The organism is Mesorhizobium sp. WSM4844, from assembly GCF_055811775.1.
On record NZ_JBVVQB010000034.1, the window covers coordinates 51,057 to 73,093 of the forward strand.

The following is a 22,037-nucleotide window of genomic DNA, read 5'->3' on the forward strand; positions in this document are numbered from 1 at the left end:
TGTTTTTCGGGCCGGTCAGGCCTGATCGTTGATCAGTCTTCTCAGCAATTCGAGCTCCTGCGCCAGCGTGTTGTCGACGCCTGAAAGATCCTCGATCTTGCGCACGGCATGCAGTACCGTCGTGTGATCGCGGCCACCGAAACGCCGCCCGATCTCCGGCAAGGAGCGCGGTGTCATCACCTTCGACAGGTACATGGCGACCTGCCGCGGCTTGACGATGGTGCGGGTGCGCCGGTTGGACAGAAGTTCCGTCTTCGACACATTGTAGTGGCGCGCGACGATGCGCTGGATGTCCTCGATGCGCACCCGCTTCGGCTCGCCCGAACGATAGATGTGGCCGAGGATCTCGTCGATGCGGTCGATGGTGATCTGCGGTTCGAACGACTGGCGGAACAGAAGCTGGTTGAACGCACCTTCGAGCTCGCGCCCGCTGCCGGTCACCGTGCGGGCGACATGGTTGAGGATCTCCTCCGAGATGTCGAGCGATTGATCGTCGGCCTTGGCGGTGGCAAGGCGCAGCTTGAGCATGCCGATCCGCATGGCGAAATCCGGTGCCGACATTTCGAGCGCGACGCCGCCGTTGAGGCGCGAGCGGACGCGGGGCTCCAGTGATTCCAGTTCCGACGGCGGCCGGTCGGCGGCGACCACCACCTGCTTGGCGCTGTCGAGCAGCATGTTGATAAGATGGCAGAATTCATGCTGGATCGACTTGCCTTGCAGGAACTGCATGTCGTCGATGATGAGGAGGTCGATGTCGCGCAACTGTTCCTTCAGCGTCAGCGCGTTGTTGTCGCGGATCGCGGTGGCAAACCGCCACATGAAATATTCGGCTGTGAGATAGACGACGCGCGATTTCGGATTCTGCTTCAGCGATTCCGCCGCGATCGCCTGCAGCAGGTGCGTCTTGCCCAGCCCCACCGTCGCGTGCAGAAACAGCGGATTGAAGCGCACCGCGCTCGACTGCGATTCCGCCACCGCCTTGGCGGCGGCAAAGGCCACCCGGTTCGACGGTCCTTCGATGAAGGAGCCGAACGTGTAGCGCGGGTCAAGCGGCGAACCGAGGACATTGTGCCGGAACTCGGTCTCGGCAGGCATTCCCGGGCGAGGTGCCGGTACCCGCTCCACCCTGCCGGGGGCCGCTGTTCCCGCGGCCAGCGCCGTTTGCGCCTGCCTGGTCATCTTGCGCGCCGGGGCCACTTCGGGCTCGACGCCGTTGCGCCCCGGGCGGGTAGCGGTGCGCACGACGATCTCGATCTTGAGGATTTCAGGATCCTCGTGTTTCCACAGCTCGGCGATGAGGTCGAGGTAGTGGCCGTTGATCCACGAGCGCAGGAAGGCGGTGGGCACCGAGATGCGGACAATGCCCCGGGACGCCTCGGCGACCTTCATGCGCCCGAACCAGCTCGAATAGACTTCGGTTCCCAGACGCGCCTTCAACTGGGCCTTGACCCGGTCGAACTTTTGTTCCGCGTCGATGGAAGCCGACATAGCGTCCCCTCCGGTTAAGGTCCCAGGGAATGGGAGGTCGCCCGTAAGCTCCCTTTCGATGCCGCTCTGCATGATCGAGTTCCTTGTCCTTTTGTACCTTTTTCCGCCGGGAATGCGCCTCCTGCATCCATGTTTCCGGCGACCGTGTCCTCACAGCGACACCATCGCCGCCGCCGGCAGCTGATGTCGCCTCATTGTCGGGGAACCGGCGCCGGCTCCTCGGAGCCAGCCCGCTTTGGTCATGTCAGGGCAATACAATTCCGCCCGGCGAAACGCCGGCGCGTCATTGATCTGCCATGTACAATTACGCCATTCCCCTACCGTATCGAAAAGGCAAACCAAACCCGTACGCGGAGATGATCCGCGTCATGAATTCTGCCATTTTGTGCTGGCCGATTCAGGCTGGGTTAAGGGCCAACGGCCCGTCCCTCTCGATAGACAGACCTTAGCGAAATCGCTGTGGATAGGGCAAGGCCACGACTAACGGATTTTTAAGGAATGTGGTTAGCGCAAACGTGTTCGGAGCCTGCGTTGCACTGGCTTGTTTTGACAAACCCATTGTGATTCAAACCCTTTTCCGGCGAATGTGAAAAAGGCCGCGTCGCGCGAAATTTTATCAAATAATTTTCTTGACAGGCAATTGTCCCCCATCCCCCGCACCCGATGTGAACAAGCTGTGGATGACCGTCCGCAACCGTTTGAAAAATAAAGGTGATTTTCGACAGTTGATATTTTCGCCGTGAACGCTTTCAGCGGCTGCGCCTGTCAGCCGGCATGTATATGCCGGCAAAGCAATTCGAACTTCGAAATCGTGCGGGGTGTTGCTTGCGGGCTTTCTTTTTAAGTACTTGCCGGCAAACGAAAAAACCCGGCACGAGCGGCCGGGTCTGAAAAGGACAAGTTTAGTAAAGGTATATCAGCCCGGTTATCCGGTTAGGCCGACAACACCTTGAGGCGCTGGGCCAGGCGCGACACCTTGCGGGATGCCGTATTCTTGTGCACCACGCCCTTGCTCGCGGCGCGCATCAATTCCGGCTCAGCCACCTTGAAAGCAGCCTGCGCGGCCGCCTTGTCGCCCGAGGCGAGCGCCTCTTCGACCTGGCGGATGTAGGTCCGCACGCGCGAGCGGCGGTTCTTGTTGATCGCCGTGCGGCGGGCGATCTTGCGCGTTGCCTTTTTGGCCGAGGAGGTATTGGCCATGATGCCTCTCTTCTGATCTGGTGGGCGCATGCGGGATGCCGCAAGGCGCAAAAAACAAACGGGCAGCCACAGGGCCGCCTCGGTTGGTGCGGCTTATAGTTCAGCTTTTCCGGCGCGTCAACGCTGCTTCGCCTTCTTTTTGGGCCGCTGCTGTCGCTCGCTCCCGGCTGATGTCGTCGCCATCTACCAGTTCGAGAAATTTGGCTACCGGTTCGAGAAATTTGGCTTCCGCTTCTCGACAAAGGCCGCCATGCCTTCCTTCTGGTCATCGAGCGCAAACAGTGAGTGAAACAGCCGGCGCTCGAACCGCAGCCCCTCGGCCAGTGTCGTTTCATAGGCGCGGTTGACGGCCTCTTTCGCCATCATCACCGACGGCAGCGAAAAATCGGCTATCTTGGCCGCCGCCTTCAACGCCTCCTCGAGCAATTCGCCGGCGGGCACGACACGCGACACCAGGCCGCAACGCTCGGCTTCCGCCGCATCCATCATCCGTCCGGTCAGGCACATGTCCATCGCCTTCGACTTGCCGACGAAACGGGTCAGGCGCTGCGATCCGCCCATGCCGGGCATCACGCCGAGCGTGATCTCGGGCTGGCCGAACTTGGCGTTGTCGGCGGCGATGATGAAATCGCACATCATCGCCAGTTCGCAGCCGCCGCCGAGCGCATAGCCGGCCACCGCCGCGATGACAGGCTTGCGCACCCGGGTGAGCTCTTCCCAGCCGATAAAGAAATCCTGCACATAGGCGTCGACAAAGGAGATCGCCTGCATTTCCTTGATGTCGGCACCTGCCGCGAAGGCTTTTTCGGAGCCGGTGATGACCATCGCGCCGATGTCGGCATTCGCGCAGAAGCCGTTCACGGCCGCGACCACGTCCGCCAGGACCTGCGAGTTCAGCGCATTGAGCGCCTTCGGCCGGTTCAGCGTGATCAGCCCGACCTTGCCGCGGGTTTCGACGATAATCGTTTCATAGGCCATGACTGTATCTCCTCACTCGGTCATCTCCTTGCATCAGGCGTCCAACTCACACCCGGCACCTGGCTTACACCCCCACCTAAGTCACAACTGACAGGTCCGGCAATAGAAGGTGGAACGCCCGCTTTGCACGATGCGTTCTATATGGCCGCTGCAGCCGCGCTTGGAGCAGGGCTCGCCCTCGCGATCATAGACCGCGAACGAATGCTGGAAATAGCCCAGCGACCCGTCGGTCTGCACATAGTCGCGCAGCGACGATCCGCCGGCGGCGATCGCATCGGCGATCACCGCGCGGATTGCTTCGGCCAGGGCGTCGCGCTGCTGTTTGGCCTTCTTTCCAGGCTTTGCGATGGTGCCTGCCTCGCGCAACGGCGACAGGCCGGCGCGCCACAACGCCTCCGACACATAGATATTGCCGAGCCCGGCGATCAGCCGCTGATCGAGAAGTGCTGCCTTTAGCGGCGACTTCCGGCCTTTCAGCAGCGAGGCAAGCAGCTCGCCGTCCAACGCATTGCCTGTCGGCTCGACGCCAAGCCCCGCCAGCATCGGATGCGTGTCAGGCGCTCCTTCGGAAAACAGCATGAAGCCGAAACGGCGCGGATCGTTGAAGGTCACCCGGGACCGAGCGCCTTGGGGAGAGACGATATGGAAGACGACATGGTCGTGCACCGCGCTTTTCGGGCGCTCATGATAGAACGCGCGCAGCATTTCGCTGCTGTCGGGCATTTCGCTGCCATCGGAGGTTTCGATGCGGAACGAGCCCGACATGCCGAGATGGCAGATCAGCACCGGACCGCCTTCCAGGTGCATCGTCAGGTATTTGGCCCGGCGGCCGAGCGCCGTAATCGTCTTGCCGGTCAGCCTCTCCAAAAAATTCTCGGGAAATGGAAAGCGCAGGTCGGGCCGGCGCGCCTCGACGCGGGCGATGCGGGCGCCTTCCAGAACCGGCTGCAGGCCCCGCCGCACCGTTTCGACCTCAGGCAACTCAGGCATGGCCGCCTATCGTCGTATAGAAGGAGGTGCCGTGACGGCCGCGTGCCAACCCAAGATGCTCGGCGACGGTTTCACCGATGTCGGCGAACGTCGCTCTCAACCCGATGTCGCCGCCAAAGCCTGGTCCGGTTCCGATCACCGGAATGCGTTCGCGCGTATGATCGGTGCCGTGCCAGGTCGGATCGTTGCCATGGTCGGCCGTGAGGATGAGAAGGTCGCCTTCCCTAAGCCGTGCAAGCGCCTCCGGCAGCCGCCGGTCGAAGGCCTCGAGCGCGGCGGCATAGCCGGCAACGTCGCGCCGATGGCCGAACTCGGTGTCGAAATCGACGAAATTGGCGAAGACGAGATCGCCGTCGCCCGCGTCGTCGATCGCGCCGAGCGCTTTGTCGAACATCGCCATGTTGCCGGCGGCCTTGCGCACTTCCGAAATGCCGCGATGGGCGAAGATGTCGCCGATCTTGCCGACCGCGATCACCCGGCTGCCGCGCGCCGTCAGCCGGTCGAGCAGCGTCGGTTCGGGTGGCGGCACCGAATAGTCCCGGCGGTTGTGCGTCCGTTCGAAGCTGGCGGCGGATTCCCCAATGAATGGCCGCGCGATCACCCGTCCGATGTTCAGGGGATCGACCAGCCTGCGCACCACCTTGCAGAATTCGTAGAGCCGCTCCAGGCCGAAGTGAACTTCATGCGCGGCGATCTGCAGGACGGAGTCGACCGAAGTGTAGCAGATCGGCTTGCTGGTGCGGACATGCTCCTCGCCGTACCGCTCGATGATCTCGGTGCCCGGAGCATGGCAATTGCCGAGAATGCCCGGCACCTTTCCTTCGCGAATGATCGCTTCGGTCAGCTCGGCTGGAAAGGCGGGAACCGTGTCCGGGAAATAGCCCCAGTCGAAGCGGACAGGCAAGGCGGCGATTTCCCAATGGCCTGACGGCGTGTCCTTGCCGCTGGAAATCTCCTGCGCCGCGCCGTGGAAGGCGGAGGCAAGCAGGCCGCCGCTGTCGAAGCTGAATCCTGTCGCGGTTTTCGCCGCCTGCGCCAGGCCGAGCGAGAGCATGTTGGGCACGAAAAGCGGGCCTTTGCGCAGCCCCTCGCGATCCGCCCGGCCTTCCGCGCAGGCTCGAGCGATGTGTCCGAACGTGTTGGAACCGGTGTCGCCATAGCGCTCGGCGTCGGCCGCGCCGCCGATGCCGAAGGAATCGAGAACAAAAAGGAAGGCGCGCGCCATTGCAGGGGATCATTATTAACGTTTGTCTGTCCGCCCAGACATAGGCGGCCGCGCCGCCATTGGCAATTCGGAACCAGACGGCTGTGTGCACATCCGGGCGCGATGGTGGAGATATCGCCGGCATCGGCGTGGATCGACGAAAACGAGAGGGAACTCACATGCGACATGCAAGGCATCCGCGGCTATCGTGCGCTTGGTGTCAGGCCGATAGCAATGGCGATCGGGCGCCGTCGCTCAGCAGGTGTCGCAGGTAATCGTCGGGCTCCTGCGGGGCCTGAGATAATAAGTTTCGCCCATCGATATCGAGTTGAAAGCCGAACTGAAGCCAAGCCGCTTTTCACTATCCGCCGACCAGGTGATGATCGGCTCGTATGCCAGATTGCTTTCGACGCGAACGAGAAACGTGCCCTTGACCTCGAGCTGCGGTGCAACCGTGGTGACGGAGTTCTTGGCGGCGCCGGCGCTGAAGGCATCGCCGTCCATCTTGCGTGACCAGGCGACCAGCACCCGCGGCGTCGGCTCGTTCGTGACCTCTATTGCGGTGATGGTGATTTCCGGGGTCGATCGGTTGTACGGCTGAAGGGTGGAGTTGCCGATCTGCATGATCGCATCGAGTTCGGCCGGCGTGACGGTCTGCTGCTGGGTGACGAGATCCGCCACCATGCTGCCGATGCGACTGACCTTCTTGTTGGTCTCGATGGCTTGCGAGGCTTCCATGGTCAAGAAGTACATCATCAGCAGGACGGGCACGATGAAGGCAAACTCAACCGCCGCGACACCGCGGCGATCACGGCAGAACCGTATGGCTTTCGCGCAGATCCCAGCGGTCCTCATATGTGCCCCCGCACGCCCCATGCTATCGTCCTTTTCCCACGCAGCGGTTTGCATTTTCAGTCGTCGAACGGCTCGTTCTTCCAGGTCATCGATGCAAAATGCAGCGTGTTGCCGTCTTTCAGATTGGCCATCGACTTGGCCATGAAATCGGTCATGACGGGCCATTTGTAAAAAACCCGCAGCATGTTTATTGATTCAGCCAAGCCCGGGGATACCGTAAAAGTCGAGGGGGTAGTACCGGTCAACGCGATTTCGCCGTCTTGGATATTGAAGCCCGCCTGGGCCGCAGCGGCGAAGCTCGGATACGCGCGCAGATCCACTTCCAATCCCGGGCAGTCCTTGGCGACCATGATCTCCAGCCGGCTGCAGATCATGGACTTCAGCGTCGCCTCGGTCACGTTGGCCTGCCTTATCTGGCCAGTCCGCAGCTGGCGCGCGACATCGTCGGTGATATTGGCCATCACCTCTTGCCCGGCAAATGAAATGCAGCTCTCCAGTATGGCAAAGACGAGGAGCGCAAATGGCACCGCAAGCATCGCGAACTCCAAAGCGGTGCTGCCGCGCCGGTCGCCAAGGAAGCGCGCCGAAAAGCTTGATCGTCCTGCTTTGCTCATGTCCCGTGCCTGCCGATCCCTTAGGGGGTGTCGGGCAACATTAGCGCAAACCCGTTGAAGTGCGGTTTTGATGATCGTTAAATTCGAAGGGGAGGTTTTAACAGGCCGATAACCGAAGCGGCTTTTTCAGCGAGACGAAACGGTCGGGTCGCTTACTGGCCGGCGCTCATCTCGGCTTCCGAGGTCTTCTCCGCCTCGCTTTTATATGAGCTTTCGCAATACGGCGTGCACGACATGGTCTGTATTTCGGCGCGTCGATAGATGCGCACCGAGGACGCGTCCTGTCGCACGACGGTGATCTGCTCGTCGACGATCGGACGGCCCTCTTGATCGAGGACGACGAGATTGGTGACGCCGAAGCCCTTGCCCGTCAGCACGATCGTCGAAGCATCCTGCACCGAGGCGTCGGCGATCGCCGGATTGCCGACGACGATCGTATCGGCAGCGCGCGACAATTTGACGATCTTCGCCTGGTTCATGGTGACCTCGATGCCGGCGCCGGCCTTGGCCGGCACGATAAGAGCCGTGGCGGCAAGCAGCGCGGCAAACGGAAAGGACGATCTCGGCCCGGTCATTGAAGCGCTCCACGGCGGCAATTTGCTCAACGGAACATGAACGAGATTGGTGAAGCAAGGGTTAAGCGGAGGGGAGCCGTGAAGATGTTGGCTCGGCAGTTTGACCGCCTGGGAGCTGGGATCGCCAGGAGCGGCCCGCCCTCTCCTGGTTCCTCTGCACAGGGAATTAGGTTCTTTGACTGACGGTCGCGCTGCCGGCCGGCCTGCAGCCGCCATGTCTGACGCTGGGGATTAGCTAAAGGGGGCGTCAACCGTTGACGACGAGCAGTCCGGCGATGATCAGCGCGGCACCGAGCCCGTAGCGCAGGCTGAGTTGTTCGCCGAGCAGCGACCAGGCGAGCAGCGGCACGGCGCAAAAGGTCAGCGCCATGAACGGATAGGCGACCGTCAGCGGAACGGATTTCAGCACATAGATCCAGACGATGGTGCCAAAGCCGTATATGGCGAAGGCGGCGATCAGGTAAGGGTCGGCGAACAGCGCGAGCACACTCGGAACGTCCGTGCCGCCGGCCCGCGCGCTGGTCAGTTTGAACAGCACCTGACCCGCCGAGATCAGCAGAGGCGTCAGCACGAGCCCTGCGAGAACGGGAAACGAATAGACTCCCACGGCTTCAGGCTTCCAGCCGGTCTTCAGAGTAATAGATATCGCGGCCGATATCCACGCACGCATGATTCCGCGGCACCGGATGCACGGCCCGCAGGAAGGAATGCGTGTAGGGGAAGAAGTTGAAATGCGGGTTGAACGAATAGCGGTATTCGCGCTCGCGCGGCACGACGATGATCAGGCGCGTGCGGCAGATGCGGCGCAGTTCGGCGATCGCCTGCCGGTATTCCAGAACGTGTTCGATGACATGCGTGCAAATGACCGTGTCGAAGGCCGCATCTGGAAAGGGCAGATATTCTATACGAGCGGCAACGTAGTCGACGCCGGGGATCGCCGCCGCGTCCGCCACCACGAAGTCGACGCCGGTATAATGGCCGGCGCCATCCCGCGCCTCGCGGATGCGCTTGATCAATACGCCGGTGCCGCAGCCGACATCGCAGACGCTGTCGCCGACCGTGTCGGCGATGATGCGCTCGATGCAGGCTTCGGAATTGTCCGTGCCCTCATGCACGCGCGGATGCTCGCGATAGAGCGTTTCGTATTCATCGGCCGTCAGGAACGGCGCACGCTCACGGAAGGCCGCAAGCCGGGTGATGTGGCTGCCCCAGGCCATACTGGCGACGCCCCGGAACAGGGCGGAGTCCCGCACGATCGGCGGCAGCACATCCTCGAGGACGAAGCGGATGCGGTTTGTGGTTTCTCTATTCACGGGTGCGGCTCCGATGGTGGACGTCAGGCTACGTCGCGGCGGTTGGCGCGGATGATCGCGTCGGGTTTGCCCGCGCCGAAAGTCGGAAGGGAGAGATAAAAGATACGCTTCTGTTCCGCCCGGCCGCGCGACACCGAGTCGAGAATGAGCCCGGTCACGGCCATCAGTACCGAGAGCAGCAGCAAGCCGATGGACAGCACCCAGGTCGGCATGCGCGGGACCAGGCCGGTCTCGAAATATTCGACCAACACCGGCGCCATCAGGATCAGGCTGGCAACCAGGAGTACGGCGGCGATGGCTCCGAAGAAACGGAAAGGCTGTGTCTCCTTCATCAGCATCGCGAACATCAGCAGGATTTTGGCGCCATCGCGGACGGTGGACAGTTTCGACGACGACCCTTCCGGCCGGCGGCCATAGTCGAGCAGGATTTCGACGACCGGCAGTTTGAGCTGCGAGGCGTGGACGGATATTTCTGTCTCGATCTCGAATCCGCCGGAGACGGCCGGAAAGCTCTTCACAAAACGTCGCGTAAAAGCGCGATAGCCGGAGAAGATATCGGTAAAGTCGCGTCCGAAAAGGCGTTTGTAGAGGCTGTTGAAGATGCGGTTTCCGAAGGCATGTCCGGATCGGCCAGCATCCGCGGTCACGCCGCGACGCGTGCCGACCACCATGTCGCAGCGCTCGGTGATCAGCGTGTTGATGAGAAGCGGCGTGTCTTCCGGCGCATAGGTGCCGTCGCCATCGGCCATGAGATAGATATCGGCGTCTATATCGGCGAACATGCGCCGTACGACATTGCCTTTTCCTTGCCGCGCTTCGCGGATCACGATGGCGCCGGCGGAGCGCGCCTTGAGCGCGGTGAGATCGCGCGAATTGTTGTCGTAGACGTAGACTGTTGCGGCCGGCAGCGTCTCGCGAAAGCGACGCACGACGTCGCCAATGGTTTGTTCCTCATTGTAGCAAGGAATCAGGATCGCGATTGTCAGGTCGGGACGCGTGCTGTGTGGCATCGTGGAACTCCGGCGGGGTGGAATGAGCCGCGACCGGTCCGCGTCCGCTCCGCACCTGGAGGTTTACTATTTATTGAAGCCGTTAAGGCTAGGTTTAAGTTGGGACGAATTCACCGGAACCATCGACATGTCCAACGCCACCACGCTCGCTATCGCGCGGCCGTCGCGTCTTGAAGGTTGGAAGGCCGACCTCGCCGCGAGCCTGCTCGCGGCGCTGGTGATGGTCTGTGCGCAGGCCGCGACCGGTTTCCCAACATTGTTCGATTCTGGCGGCGATAACGACAGCATGATGCGGCTGGCGCAGATCCGCGACTGGCTGGGCGGACAATCGTGGTTCGACCTCCACCAGTACCGCATGGGGCCGGACGGCGGCTTCGTCATGCACTGGTCGCGCATCGTCGATGTGCCGATCGCGGCGATCGTTTTGGCAGTGGCGGCGCTGACCGGCAGCATGGCCGCGGGCGAGGTGGTTGCCGAGATACTTTGGCCGGCCTTGCTCAGCATCGCGGCGCTGTTTCTCATCGTCCGGGCGGCGCGGTTGCTGGCCGGTCCGCACACAATGCTTCCGGCGCTGGTGATCGGCGCCATAACGCTGAATGCCATGGGCCTGTTTACCGCGCGGGCGCTGGACCATCACAACCTCCAGGTCGTGTTCGCCCTGGCCATGGTGACGCTGCTGCTGGCGCCCGGATGGCGCAGGGCAGCGGGCAGCGGCGTTTGCGCTGCCCTGATGCTGGCGATCGGCATGGAGACCGCGCCTTATGTCGCGGTGGCAGGCGCTTGCGTGGCGGCGGCGCTGTTGTTTTCACGCAAGGACGGTCCCGGCGATGCGATCGGTTTCGGCCTTGGCTTCGCCGGCGCGGCCGCTCTCGCGCTCGTTGCGACCGTGCCGCCATCGTCATGGTGGATCGCGCAGTGCGACGCCTATTCGGCACGGCTGGCTGTGGTCGCCCTGCTGGGCGGGCTCGGGCTTGCCGCCACTGCCACCTTCACTATTTCGAAGGGGATGCCGGCGCGGCTTGCCGGTCTCCTGATCCTGGTGATCGCCGTCGGCGCCGCCGCGATCCTGATCGCCCCGCAATGCTTGGGCGACCCTTTTGTCGGACTCGATCCAAGGATGCGCGATTTTTGGCTGAATTCTGTGGCCGAGGCGCAACCGCTATGGAACATAGTCGCGTTGCAACCCGAGAATGTCGCCCAGAATTATGCGACGCCGGCCATTGCTGTGGGGATACTTGTCACGGCGACGCTGCGGCACAGCGTGCGACGGCCTGAAGTGATGCTTCTCGGCTTCCTGGTGGCAGCCACCGCCGTCAGCGTCTGGCAGATACGCGGTACGAGTTTCTCGCTGCCGTTCGCCATCATCCCGCTAGCCGCAATGGTGGCGGCCGCGAGGCGCGATGCGCAGGGGCGCACCGCCAAGGCGACGCTCAAAATGGTCTTCGCCTGGCTGATTTCGCTGACGCTGGTATGGAGCGCCGGTTCGCATGCGATCGCCAATGCCATCGCGCCGAAGCAGAACGCTGGCGCCACAACCGCCGGCAAGGGCAAACTGTCCTGTACCGCCGATGCAACTTATGCCTTGCTGGCCCAACAGCCGCCGACCACGGTGCTGACGATCTCGAACCTTGGCGCACCGATGATCGCGACGACGCCTCACCGGGTTCTCGCAGGGCCTTATCACCGCAACAATGCTGGCAATATCGCGGTGCTCGATGCCTTCATGGGAACGCCTGATCAGGCGCATGCAGTCATGCGACGCGAGAAGATCGGACTGCTCGCCTTCTGTCCCGGAAATGACGAGACCGGGTCGCTGGTGGATTGGGCGCCCAACGGCCTGATGGCGGATATCGTCAAGGGGGACGCTCCGTCCTGGCTTGAGCCGATATCGGAGACGCTGGACCAGCCACTCGTCCTCTACCGGGTTCACTGAACCGGCAGCCGCGCGCCAATCGAACGATCATCGATTCGGCAAGTGGTGCCGATACGTTTCATCAATGTTTTGCTGCCACGATCATCCCGTATTTTGCGCGCACACAGGAATTTTGATGCAGCCGTCCTTCGCTCACGGCCCGGACCGCAGCGAAGGTCCACAGCACTTTCAGCGGCGAATCTCAGTGGCAATCGCAAACCTCCAGGATTAGCCGAAACACCCCTCCCTTCGTCATCCCAGGGCGGAGCAGGAGCGAAGCGACGTCGCGGAGACCCTGGGATCCATGCCGTTACCTCAGCCGAGGAATGCAACGGCCCAGGATAAATGTAGCGATCCTTCGCGCCCCCCTCTGTCCTGCCGGACATCTCCCCCACGAGGGGGAGATCGGCAGCTTCGCTGACCGCGCCTTTTTATCAACGTTGGACATTGGCGAAAGCCGCCATGACGGCCGATCTTCCCCCAAGTGGGGGAGATGTCCGGCAGGACAGAGGGGGGCGCCTCGCTCCGCCATCAACGGTTCTGCACCGTCGCCAAGTTGCGCCTTTCGCAGCCTGCCGCGCCTGTCGGGTCCATAGGCGTCACTTAGTCTGCGGTTAACCACGCAATGTCATCGAAGCCGGAAAGGAATCGGTAAGGCTGTTTATTAAGTCGATCGAAAGAGCTTCTCGATAGATTGTCAGCATCCGATCAACCAACAGAGAAGTTGACGGAAGTGCTGTAACACCTGGAGTAGGAGCTCTCGAATGTCTAATCTTATTGCACGTTTTGTGAAAGACGAATCCGGCGCGACCGCTATCGAATACGGTCTAATCGCCGCTCTCATCGCGCTCGCCATCATGGTCGGCGCCGGCCAGCTCGGCACTGCCCTGAACACCAAGTTCAACGTTATCGGAAACGCGGTGACCAACGCCCCCGTCGCCCCCTAACTGCGTTCAGCTGTTTCCAGATAAGGGCCGCCGCACTGGCGGCCCTTATCTAATCGTATCGGACCATTTGAAATTTCGGCCTCACCAATCGTTAATCGGACATGCCTAGGCTGGGGCCAGGCACAGTTCGACCACAGGCGCCGCGCCCATGCTTGAAGCCCTGATCTTCGTTGTCTTTCCGTTCTGCATGCTTTTCGCCGCGATCTCCGACATGCTGTCGATGACGATCGCCAATCGCGTGCCGGTGCTGCTTGTCGCCGTCTTCGCCCTGGTCGCGCCGCTGACTGGCATGGACTGGGCAAGCTATGGCTGGCATTTTGCCGCCGGCGGCCTGGTCCTCGCCGTGACCTTCGGGCTGTTCGCGCTCGGCGGCATGGGCGGCGGCGACGCCAAGCTGCTGGCCGCCAGCGCCGTCTGGATGGGGCTGAACATCCACCTCGTCGAATACCTCCTGGTTTCGACCGTCATCGGTGGCCTGCTGACGCTCGCCATCCTCGTCTATCGGAAATCGCCGCTTGCGGCCGTTACAAGTCACAATCCGTTTTTACGCCATTTCGCCGACGAGACATCAGGCGTTCCCTATGGCATTGCGCTTGGCATTGGCGGCCTGCTCACCTTTCCGGCTTCCCCGTTGATGGCATGGGCGCTCGCAAGCCTGACGGCCTGATTCTTCCCGCGTCAGGCCTGCCTTTCACATTCGATTTGGCGTTTAAACAGGCGGCTTTGGCCGCCTTTTTTGCGGTCCGGACCGATGCCTCAAATTTATGTAAACCTTAAATTAATCACGATCGTAAGTATTAAATTAACCTTGTTTTGACGATTGCCGCTGCATGGTCCGGCTTGGCTAGTTTGTTTGCCAAGGACGAGGTTCGGACAGATGCCAGCATCCCGACTGATCATTCTGGGCGTGGCGGTCGCCGCGGCGGGTGGCGCAGGATATGTCGCAAAAAACATGGTGGCGACGCCGCCGCCTCAAATCGTCGATTCCGGCCCCCAGGCGCCGGCAATCGCGCTGCGGGACGTGCTTGTCCTGTCCGGCGACGTTCCGATGGGCAGTCCGCTGGAGAACAACATCAGTTGGCAGTCCTGGCCGGCCGACGGCATCAACGCGAATTTCATAACCCGCGCCGCGGAGCCCGATGCGCTGGAGAAGCTGAAAGGCGGCGTCGCCCGTGTGGCGATGTATGCCGGTGAGCCGTTGCGGCGCTCCAAGCTGATCGGCGAGGGACAGAGCTTCATGTCGTCGATCCTGCCCTCCGGCATGCGGGCCGTCGCCACAGCCGTATCGGCCGACACGTCGGCCGGCGGCTTCATTCTTCCCAATGATTTCGTCGACGTCATCATGACCCGCAGGGCCGATCCGGCAGCCGGCGGCAGCGGCTTTACCACCGAGACCATCCTCAAGAACATTCGCGTCCTGGCGATCGACCAGACCATCCAGGAGGACGAGGAAGGCAAGCGGACCAGGGTCGGCCAGACCGCGACGCTGGAACTGACACCGCAGCAGGCGGAAATCATCACCGTCGCCCAGCAGATGGCGGATCGCCTGACATTGGCGCTGCGGTCGATCACCGACACCCAGGAGAAGAATCTGGGCGAGGCCGACTATCTCGTTTCCGGCAATGGCCGGCGCGGAACAGTGCGCCTGATCAAGTCGGGCGAAGTTTCCGAAGTGGGAGCAAGGCAATGAGGTTAAACGCTCCGGTCACACTGGCTGCGGCTCTCGGCCTGTTCCTGCTTGGAACGAATGCACATGGCCTCATCGAGGCGAATGCGGCAGGCGCCGAGGTGTCGGCTTCGACCGCCACCCAGCGCGTCAAGCTCGGTCTCAACAAATCGGTGGTCATCGACCTGCCGAGCGATGCCTACGATATTCTCGTCGCCAACCCGGCGGTCGCCGATGCGGTGACCCGCACCGCCAGGCGCATCTATCTCTTCGGAAAGGCGGTCGGCGACACCAACATCTTCGTCTTCGGCCCTAATGGCGAACAGATTGTCAGCCTCGACCTGGCGGTCGAACGCGACGTCGCCGGACTGGAAGACTATATCAGGCGCTTCATACCGTCATCGAGCATCACGGTCGAATTGCTGAACGACAACGTCGTCCTGACCGGAACCGTGGACACTCCGCTGGATGCCAAGCGCGCGGAACAGCTGGCCACCATCTTCGTGTCCGGCGGTGAAGCGACCACGGGACAGTATTCGCAGACCGCCTCCGGCGGCTCGGCCGAAGCCGGTGTCGACATCGACAATCCGGATTCCGAGCGTCGCGTCAGCCAGATCGTCAACCTGCTGCAGATCATCGGCGACGACCAGGTGACGCTGAAAGTGACGGTGGCCGAAGTCAGCCGCTCGGTGATGAAGCAGCTCGGCGTCAACCTGATCGGCAGCGGCAGCAGCAATGGCATCAGTTGGAGCGCGTTGAGCGACAATTTCACCGGCCTGGGCAAGTCGCTGTCGAACTCTGGCCTGGCTATCGGCACCTCGACGCTGGACGCCTATATCAACGCCATGGAGCAGTCAGGCGTCATGAAAACCCTGGCCGAGCCGACGTTGACGGCTGTATCCGGCGAGAAGGCGACCTTCAAGGTCGGCGGCGAGTACAATATGGTGACCGGCGTTTCCCAAGCTGTGTCCGACGATAACCAGACCGGTGTGAAGACGTATGACATCGAGAAGCTCGAATACGGCATTGGCCTGGAATTCCAGCCGGTGGTGCTGTCTCCCGGCCGCATCAGCCTGAAGGTCAGGACGTCGGTTTCCGAGCCGACGACCGAGGCATCGGTATCCTTGTCCGAGGGTGTAACAAGCCCCGGCACGAACGTCCTGTCGCTCCGTAAACGCTTGGCCGACACCACGGTGGAGCTGCCTTCCGGCGGCTCGATGATGATCGCCGGCCTGGTACGGGATGACATCAGGCAAGCCGTCAACGGCCTGCCTGGGCTGACCAAGATTCCGGTGCTCGGCACGCTGTTCCGCAGCCGGGATTTCGTCCGCAACGAGACCGAGCTGGTCATCATCATTACGCCCTATCTGGTGAAGCCGGTGACGCGCAACGCCCTTGCCAAGCCGGACGACAATTTCAACGCCGCCAGCGATGGCGCCGGCATGTTCCTTGGCCGTGTCAATCGCGTCTACGGCACCATGCAGACCGACAAGCCCAACGGCCGTTACCACGGCGTCGTCGGCTTCATCTACAAGTAAGGGGAAGCGGACATGTCTCGGTCAGCATTGAAGCCAAGGACAATCATCGCAGCGATGCGGTCCGGCCGGTCGCGGATCAGCCAGCCGGTCGTTCCGCTCCTGGCGGTTGCGGTCGCCGCATTGCTGGCGGGCTGCGCCAACCGGGACAGCATCACGGTCGGCGCTGTTCCGGACGACTATCGCACCAACCATCCGATCGTCATTGCCGAGAAAAACCAGAAGATCGACCTTCCGGTCGGCGCCGGCGATCGCGGCATGACCGGGTCGCAGCGCGACACGCTTCTCGGCTTCCTGGATGGCTATGACAAGAGCGCCGCTCCGACCTTGACGATCTCGATCCCGAGCGGTTCGGCGAACGAGATCGCCGCGACCGCGGCCGGTCGCGATTTCGCCAGGCTTGCGATTGCCAGCGGCATCAGCCGCAGCCGGATCGTCATCACCACCTACCAGTCGGCTTCGCCCGAAGCGTCCGCGCCGATCCGCGTCGCCTATGTCACGGTGAAGGCGCAGACCGGCAGATGCGGACGCTGGCCCGAAGACCTGCTGCAGACCTCGGAAAACAAGCACTATGCCGATTTCGGCTGCTCGTATCAGAACAATCTTGCCGCCCAGATCGCAAACCCTACCGATCTGCTCGGGCCCCGCAAGCAATCCGTTATCGACGCAGAAAATCGCAGCGGGGTGATCGACGTCTACCGCGAGCGAGGCATTTCGGACGAGTTCCTCGGCAATTCGGAAGTCGAGTATTGAGCTTGAGCCGCGCCAGTCACGGGAAGACAAGTCACGGAAAGAAATGACAATGAGCAATCTTGCCTACGACACGGGGTTAGACGGCGGCGAAAGCTCGCAGCAGGATGTCGCCGCCATGCAGGCGCTGCGGCCGATTCCGCGCATCTCGATCCAGGCATTTTGCGAGACCGAGGGCGTTGCCAATCCGATCGAGCGCGCCGGCGAGGATCGCCGCATGGCCAAGGCCCATCTGAAGGTCCATATGGGCGGCATCGCCACCGCCATCGAGTTCTACCAATCGGCGCCGACGCCGAACCTGATCCTGCTGGAATCGCGCAGCGAGCCGAAGCAATTGCTCGAGCAGCTCACGCAGCTCTCCGAATACTGCGATCCGACCTCGAAGGTCGTGGTCATCGGCCACTACAACGATGTCGGGCTCTATCGCGAGCTCATCCGCTCCGGCATTTCCGAATATGTCATCGCGCCGGTATCGATGGCCGATATCGTCAGCGTGATTTCGACGATTTTCGTTGATCCGGAAGCCGAGCCGATCGGCCGCTCGATCGCCTTCATCGGCGCCAAGGGTGGCGTCGGCTCCTCGACCATTGCCCATAATGTGGCCTGGGCGATGTCGTCGCTGTTCAAGTCGGAAGTGGTTGTCGCCGACCTCGACCTGGCTTTCGGAACCGCCAACATCAATTTCGATCAGGATCCGGCGCAAGGCATTGCCGAAGCCGTTTTCTCACCGGAGCGCCTCGACGAGGTCTATCTCGATCGGCTGCTTGCCCAGTGCGCCGAGCACCTGTCGCTGCTTGCAGCGCCTTCAACGCTCGATCGGGTCTACGATTTCGACCCGGAGGCTTTCACCCAGCTTATCGACACGGCGCAGCGCAGCGTGCCGCTGCTGGTGCTCGATGTTCCGCACGTCTGGACGGGCTGGACGAAGAACATACTGGTCAAAGCCGACGAGATCGTGATCACGGCGACGCCGGAGCTGGCCAATCTGCGCAACACCAAGAATCTGGCCGACATGTTCAAGCGGCTTCGCCCGAACGATCCGCCGCCGAAGCTGATCATCAACCAGGCCGGAGTGCCGAAGCGCCCGGAGATTTCGTCGTCCGACTTCGCCGATTCGCTCGGCCTGTCGCCGATGTCGGTCATTGCTTTCGAGCCGCTGCTGTTCGGAAACGCCGCCAACAACGGGCGCATGCTCGGCGAAATGGATGCCAGGAACCCGGTTGTCGGCATTATCAACGAGATTGCGCATGTGCTGACCGGGCGCAGCGAAATCAAGGCAAGAAAGAAAGCGGGCCTCGGCAATCTCCTTGGCAAGCTCTCGCGCGGCAAGAAGTGATGCTTCCGGAGCGGAATTGGTAATCGATCATGTTTGGTAAAAGAGGCAGCGACGACGGCAGCCGGTTCACCCCGGAATTCCGTCAGCCGGCACCTGCGCCTGCCGCGCCGGCGGCAAAACCTGCGGAAACGGCGGTTCTCGCCAAACCCGCACCGCCGCCGTCATCCGGCACGCCTGGCGCGTCTGCCGCGCCGCCCGCACGCCGTGCGGTCGAGGCGCCGCCATTGGCGCCGGAGCCGAAAAAGCTCCAGCGCCAAAAGAGCGAAACCTATTACGACACCAAGAGCCAGGTCTTTGCCGCGCTCATCGACACCATCGACCTGTCGCAGCTCGCCAAGCTCGATCCCGAAAGCGCGCGCGAGGAAATCCGCGACATCGTCAACGACATCATCGCGATCAAGAATTTCGCGATGTCGATCGCCGAGCAGGAAGAACTGCTCGAGGACATCTGCAATGACGTGCTTGGTTACGGGCCACTGGAGCCGTTGCTCGCTCGCGACGACATCGCCGACATCATGGTCAACGGCTCCAAGGACGTCTATATCGAGGTCAACGGCAAGGTCGAGCAGACCGGCATCCGTTTTCGCGATAACCAGCAGCTCCTCAACATCTGTCAGCGCATCGTCAGCCAGGTTGGCCGCCGCGTCGATGAATCGAGCCCGATCTGCGACGCGCGCCTTCCCGACGGCTCCCGCGTCAACGTCATCGCGCCGCCGCTCGCCATCGACGGCGCCGCTCTCACCATCCGCAAGTTCAAGAAGGACAAGCTGACACTCGACCAGTTGGTCAAGTTCGGCGCCATTTCGCCGCCCGGCGCCGAGATTCTCAAGATCATTGGCCGCGTCCGCTGCAACATCGTCATTTCAGGCGGTACCGGTTCGGGCAAGACGACGCTGCTCAATTGCCTGACCAACTATATCGACCGCGATGAGCGCGTCATCACCTGCGAGGACTCGGCCGAGCTGCAACTGCAGCAGCCGCATGTCGTGCGTCTGGAAACCCGCCCGCCCAACCTCGAGGGCGAGGGCGAGGTGACCATGCGTGATCTGGTCAAGAACTGCCTGCGCATGCGGCCCGAGCGCATCATCGTCGGCGAAGTGCGCGGACCTGAAGTGTTCGATCTTCTGCAGGCGATGAACACCGGCCATGACGGCTCGATGGGCACGATTCACTCGAACAGCCCGCGCGAATGCCTGAACCGCATCGAATCGATGATCGCGATGGGCGGTTACACGCTGCCGCAGAAAACCGTGCGTGAAATCGTGGTCGGTTCCGTCGACGTGATCATCCAGGCCGCACGCCTGCGCGACGGATCGCGGCGCATCACCCACATCACCGAGGTGATCGGAATGGAGGGCGACGTCATCATCACGCAGGACATCGTTCTCTACAACATCAAAGGCGAGGACGCGAACGGCAGGCTGCTGGGCGAGCACGTTTCGACAGGCATCGGTCGTCCGCATTTCTGGGAGCGCGCCCGCTACTATGGCGAGGAACAGCGCCTCGCCAATGCGCTCGAGGCGATGGAGAAACGCGCTGACTGATCCATTTGGAGGCGTAGGGGCCAGGGCCGATGTTTGGAATTGACGGCACCGTGTTGGCATTTATCGTGCTCGCCGGCTTCAGCGCCGGCGCGGTCGCCTATGCTTTTCTGTTCAACCGGATCAGCACCGAAAAGCAGGTCGGCAGGCGGCTTGAAACGATCAAGACCGCCGAGACGGATGGTGCCGTCGTCAAGGCTTCGCGCGATCGCGTGGCGGAAGCGGCCAAGCGGCGCAAATCGGTTCAGGATTCACTGAAGGACCTCGAACAGAAGCACAAAACCAGCCAGAGCCTCGCCAAAAAGCCGCCCCTGAAGGCCCAGATCCGTCAGGCAGGCATGAAGGTCTCGCTCGAGCGCTTCTATCTCTACTCGGCGGTTTGCGGCGTCGTCCTGACGTTTCTTGCCTATTTCGCCGGTGCGCCTTTGTATGTTTTGCCGGGTGCGCTGCTCGTCGGTGGCCTCGGCCTGCCACGCTGGTTCGTTTCGTTTAGCCGCGCCCGCCGGGTCAAGGCGTTCCTCAACGAATTTCCGAACGCGCTCGACATCATCGTGCGTGCGGTCAAATCCGGCCTGCCGCTGAACGACGCCGTCCGCCTGATCGCCAATGAATCCCCCGAACCGGTCAAGACCGAGTTCCGCCGCATCATCGATTCGCAGCAGATGGGCCTGTCGATCCCCGACGCCAGCCTGCGCATGGCCGAGACGATGCCGTGCACCGAGGCGAGCTTCTTCGGCATCGTCATCCAGATCCAGTCCCAGGCCGGCGGCAATCTGTCCGAGGCTCTGGGCAATCTTTCGCGGGTGCTTCGCGACCGCAAGAAGATGAAGGCAAAGGTCCAGGCGCTGTCGATGGAAGCGAAGGCGTCAGCGGTGATCATCGGCGCCTTGCCATTCGTCGTCGCCTGTCTCGTCTACCTGACAAGCCCGAACTACATCATGCCATTGTTCACCACCAGCGTCGGCAATCTGATCCTCGGCTGCTCCGCGGTCTGGATGTCGATCGGCATCCTGGTGATGCGCAAGATGATGAACTTCGAGGTTTAGGATTTCACCGCATGACCGAGAACGTCGTCAAAACCCTTACCGATCCGGCATTTCTGATTGCCCTGCTGGTCGGCATTGCGGTGTTTGCGACCGTGTTCACGCTGCTGCCTGCCTTTGGCGGAAACCAGCTCAAGGCGCGCATGAAATCGGTGGCGCTGGAGCGCGACGAACTGCGCGCCAAGCAGCGTGCGCGGCTTGCCCTCGATGCCGATCGCCGTCGCAAGGGCCTGCGCGAGCAACAGTCGATCGGCATGCGCAATATTGTCGACCGGCTGGACCTGAGGCGCGCCCTGGCCGATGAAGGCACCTTGCAGAAACTCAAGGTGGCTGGCTTCCGCGGGCAGAATCCATTGACGCGTTTCCTTTTCTTCCGTCTGATCCTGCCCTTTGTCGGCTTTGCCCTGGCTGCGATCTATCTGTTCGTGCTCGGCGGGTTGCCGGAGCAGCCGCCTCTCATCAAGTTGTTCGTCTGTATCGTCGTCGCCTATGCCGGTTTTTACGCGCCGGTGCTCTATGTCAACAACCGCGCCACCAAGCGCAAGCAGTCGATACAGATGGCGTGGCCGGATGCTCTCGATCTGATGCTGATCTGCGTCGAATCCGGCATGTCGGTGGAGGCGGCGTTTCGTAAGGTCGCCGACGAGATCGGCGCGCAGTCGGTGGCGCTTGCCGAAGAGTTCATCCTGACCAATGCCGAGCTTTCCTACTTGCAGGAACGCAAGCAGGCCTACGAGAACCTTGCAAGCCGCACCGGCCTGGAATCGGTCAAGTCGGTGTCGCAGGCGCTGGTCCAGGCCGAGCGCTACGGCACGCCGGTGGCGCACGCACTGCGCGTGCTTGCCGGCGAAAGCCGCGACATGCGCATGAACGCCGCCGAGAAGAAGGCCGCGGCCTTGCCGCCGAAGCTCACCGTGCCGATGATCCTGTTCTTCCTGCCGGTGCTGTTCGCCATCATCCTGGGTCCCGCCGGCATCCAGGTCAGCGAGCGCGGCATTTTCGGCGACCAGCCGGCGTCGAGCAGCCAATAGCCAGGCGGCCTCTGCACAGGGGAATCGTTACCTCGGAGCGCTGCTGCGG

Annotated in this window: 21 protein-coding genes; 10 read left to right on the forward strand and 11 right to left on the reverse strand. The window is 62.0% G+C overall.

From position 1 onward, the window contains the following. Nucleotides 1-15: 15 nt before the first annotated feature. From dnaA to AC0L2A_RS23670, 11 genes are all read right to left on the reverse strand, one after another. Nucleotides 16-1,488 (reverse strand): chromosomal replication initiator protein DnaA, encoded by a 1,473-nt coding sequence (dnaA, locus tag AC0L2A_RS23620; RefSeq protein WP_023802135.1) that lies wholly within the window; start codon nucleotides 1,486-1,488, stop codon nucleotides 16-18. A 933-nt stretch (nucleotides 1,489-2,421) separates the two neighbouring features. After that, complete coding sequence (gene rpsT, locus AC0L2A_RS23625) at nucleotides 2,422-2,688, reverse strand: 30S ribosomal protein S20 (RefSeq protein ID WP_023802137.1); 267 nt, start codon at nucleotides 2,686-2,688, stop codon at nucleotides 2,422-2,424. Between the two features lie 204 nt (nucleotides 2,689-2,892). After that, the gene (locus AC0L2A_RS23630) at nucleotides 2,893-3,666 is read right to left on the reverse strand and encodes an enoyl-CoA hydratase (protein WP_287281042.1); all 774 of its coding nucleotides are present in this window, start codon (nucleotides 3,664-3,666) and stop codon (nucleotides 2,893-2,895) included. Between the two features lie 81 nt (nucleotides 3,667-3,747). Further along, on the reverse strand, nucleotides 3,748-4,656 hold the full coding sequence (gene mutM, locus AC0L2A_RS23635) for a bifunctional DNA-formamidopyrimidine glycosylase/DNA-(apurinic or apyrimidinic site) lyase (RefSeq protein ID WP_473610892.1): 909 nt from the start codon (nucleotides 4,654-4,656) through the stop codon (nucleotides 3,748-3,750). Further along, nucleotides 4,649-5,881: a phosphopentomutase gene (locus AC0L2A_RS23640; RefSeq protein ID WP_473610894.1), complete on the reverse strand. Its 1,233-nt coding sequence runs from the start codon at nucleotides 5,879-5,881 to the stop codon at nucleotides 4,649-4,651. Before AC0L2A_RS23640 ends, mutM begins: the two co-directional genes overlap by 8 nt. 234 nt (nucleotides 5,882-6,115) lie before the next feature. Then, nucleotides 6,116-6,736 (reverse strand): TadE/TadG family type IV pilus assembly protein, encoded by a 621-nt coding sequence (locus AC0L2A_RS23645; protein WP_473610895.1) that lies wholly within the window; start codon nucleotides 6,734-6,736, stop codon nucleotides 6,116-6,118. 35 nt (nucleotides 6,737-6,771) lie between these two features. Then, a complete protein-coding gene (locus AC0L2A_RS23650; RefSeq protein ID WP_473610896.1) occupies nucleotides 6,772-7,329 on the reverse strand; it encodes a TadE/TadG family type IV pilus assembly protein in 558 nt (185 codons plus the stop codon). 152 nt (nucleotides 7,330-7,481) lie between these two features. After that, a complete protein-coding gene (locus AC0L2A_RS23655; protein WP_091599964.1) occupies nucleotides 7,482-7,904 on the reverse strand; it encodes a pilus assembly protein N-terminal domain-containing protein in 423 nt (140 codons plus the stop codon). 247 nt (nucleotides 7,905-8,151) lie between these two features. Continuing rightward, the gene (locus tag AC0L2A_RS23660) at nucleotides 8,152-8,511 is read right to left on the reverse strand and encodes a DMT family transporter (RefSeq protein ID WP_091599962.1); all 360 of its coding nucleotides are present in this window, start codon (nucleotides 8,509-8,511) and stop codon (nucleotides 8,152-8,154) included. Between the two features lie 4 nt (nucleotides 8,512-8,515). Then, nucleotides 8,516-9,217 carry a class I SAM-dependent methyltransferase gene (locus tag AC0L2A_RS23665; protein WP_473518135.1) on the reverse strand — a complete coding sequence of 234 codons (702 nt, stop codon included), beginning with the start codon at nucleotides 9,215-9,217 and terminating at the stop codon, nucleotides 8,516-8,518. Nucleotides 9,218-9,240: 23 nt separating this feature from the next. Continuing rightward, on the reverse strand, nucleotides 9,241-10,227 hold the full coding sequence (locus AC0L2A_RS23670; RefSeq protein WP_473518136.1) for a glycosyltransferase: 987 nt from the start codon (nucleotides 10,225-10,227) through the stop codon (nucleotides 9,241-9,243). Between the two features lie 127 nt (nucleotides 10,228-10,354). On the opposite strand from AC0L2A_RS23670, the gene AC0L2A_RS23675 reads away from it, so the two are divergent. From AC0L2A_RS23675 to AC0L2A_RS23720, 10 genes are all read left to right on the forward strand, one after another. Further along, a complete protein-coding gene (locus tag AC0L2A_RS23675) occupies nucleotides 10,355-12,160 on the forward strand; it encodes a GtrA family protein (RefSeq protein WP_473610897.1) in 1,806 nt (601 codons plus the stop codon). Nucleotides 12,161-12,903: 743 nt separating this feature from the next. After that, nucleotides 12,904-13,086, forward strand: a complete 183-nt coding sequence (locus AC0L2A_RS23680) for a Flp family type IVb pilin (protein WP_091600306.1) — start codon at nucleotides 12,904-12,906, stop codon at nucleotides 13,084-13,086. A gap of 148 nt (nucleotides 13,087-13,234) precedes the next feature. Further along, nucleotides 13,235-13,753: an A24 family peptidase gene (locus tag AC0L2A_RS23685; protein ID WP_473518138.1), complete on the forward strand. Its 519-nt coding sequence runs from the start codon at nucleotides 13,235-13,237 to the stop codon at nucleotides 13,751-13,753. Nucleotides 13,754-13,963: 210 nt separating this feature from the next. Then, a complete protein-coding gene (cpaB, locus tag AC0L2A_RS23690) occupies nucleotides 13,964-14,776 on the forward strand; it encodes a Flp pilus assembly protein CpaB (RefSeq protein WP_473610899.1) in 813 nt (270 codons plus the stop codon). Then, complete coding sequence (locus tag AC0L2A_RS23695) at nucleotides 14,773-16,290, forward strand: type II and III secretion system protein family protein (protein ID WP_091600309.1); 1,518 nt, start codon at nucleotides 14,773-14,775, stop codon at nucleotides 16,288-16,290. Before cpaB ends, AC0L2A_RS23695 begins: the two co-directional genes overlap by 4 nt. Nucleotides 16,291-16,302: 12 nt before the next feature. Beyond that, nucleotides 16,303-17,040 carry a CpaD family pilus assembly protein gene (locus AC0L2A_RS23700; RefSeq protein WP_091600310.1) on the forward strand — a complete coding sequence of 246 codons (738 nt, stop codon included), beginning with the start codon at nucleotides 16,303-16,305 and terminating at the stop codon, nucleotides 17,038-17,040. A gap of 49 nt (nucleotides 17,041-17,089) precedes the next feature. Beyond that, nucleotides 17,090-18,373: a CpaE/TadZ family protein gene (locus AC0L2A_RS23705; protein WP_208602567.1), complete on the forward strand. Its 1,284-nt coding sequence runs from the start codon at nucleotides 17,090-17,092 to the stop codon at nucleotides 18,371-18,373. A gap of 29 nt (nucleotides 18,374-18,402) precedes the next feature. Beyond that, on the forward strand, nucleotides 18,403-19,917 hold the full coding sequence (locus tag AC0L2A_RS23710) for a CpaF family protein (protein ID WP_473518140.1): 1,515 nt from the start codon (nucleotides 18,403-18,405) through the stop codon (nucleotides 19,915-19,917). 29 nt (nucleotides 19,918-19,946) lie between these two features. Then, nucleotides 19,947-20,960: a type II secretion system F family protein gene (locus AC0L2A_RS23715; protein ID WP_473518141.1), complete on the forward strand. Its 1,014-nt coding sequence runs from the start codon at nucleotides 19,947-19,949 to the stop codon at nucleotides 20,958-20,960. 11 nt (nucleotides 20,961-20,971) lie between these two features. Next, entirely contained in the window at nucleotides 20,972-21,988 is a 1,017-nt protein-coding gene (locus tag AC0L2A_RS23720; protein WP_473510188.1) for a type II secretion system F family protein, read from the forward strand. Nucleotides 21,989-22,037 lie beyond the last annotated feature (49 nt).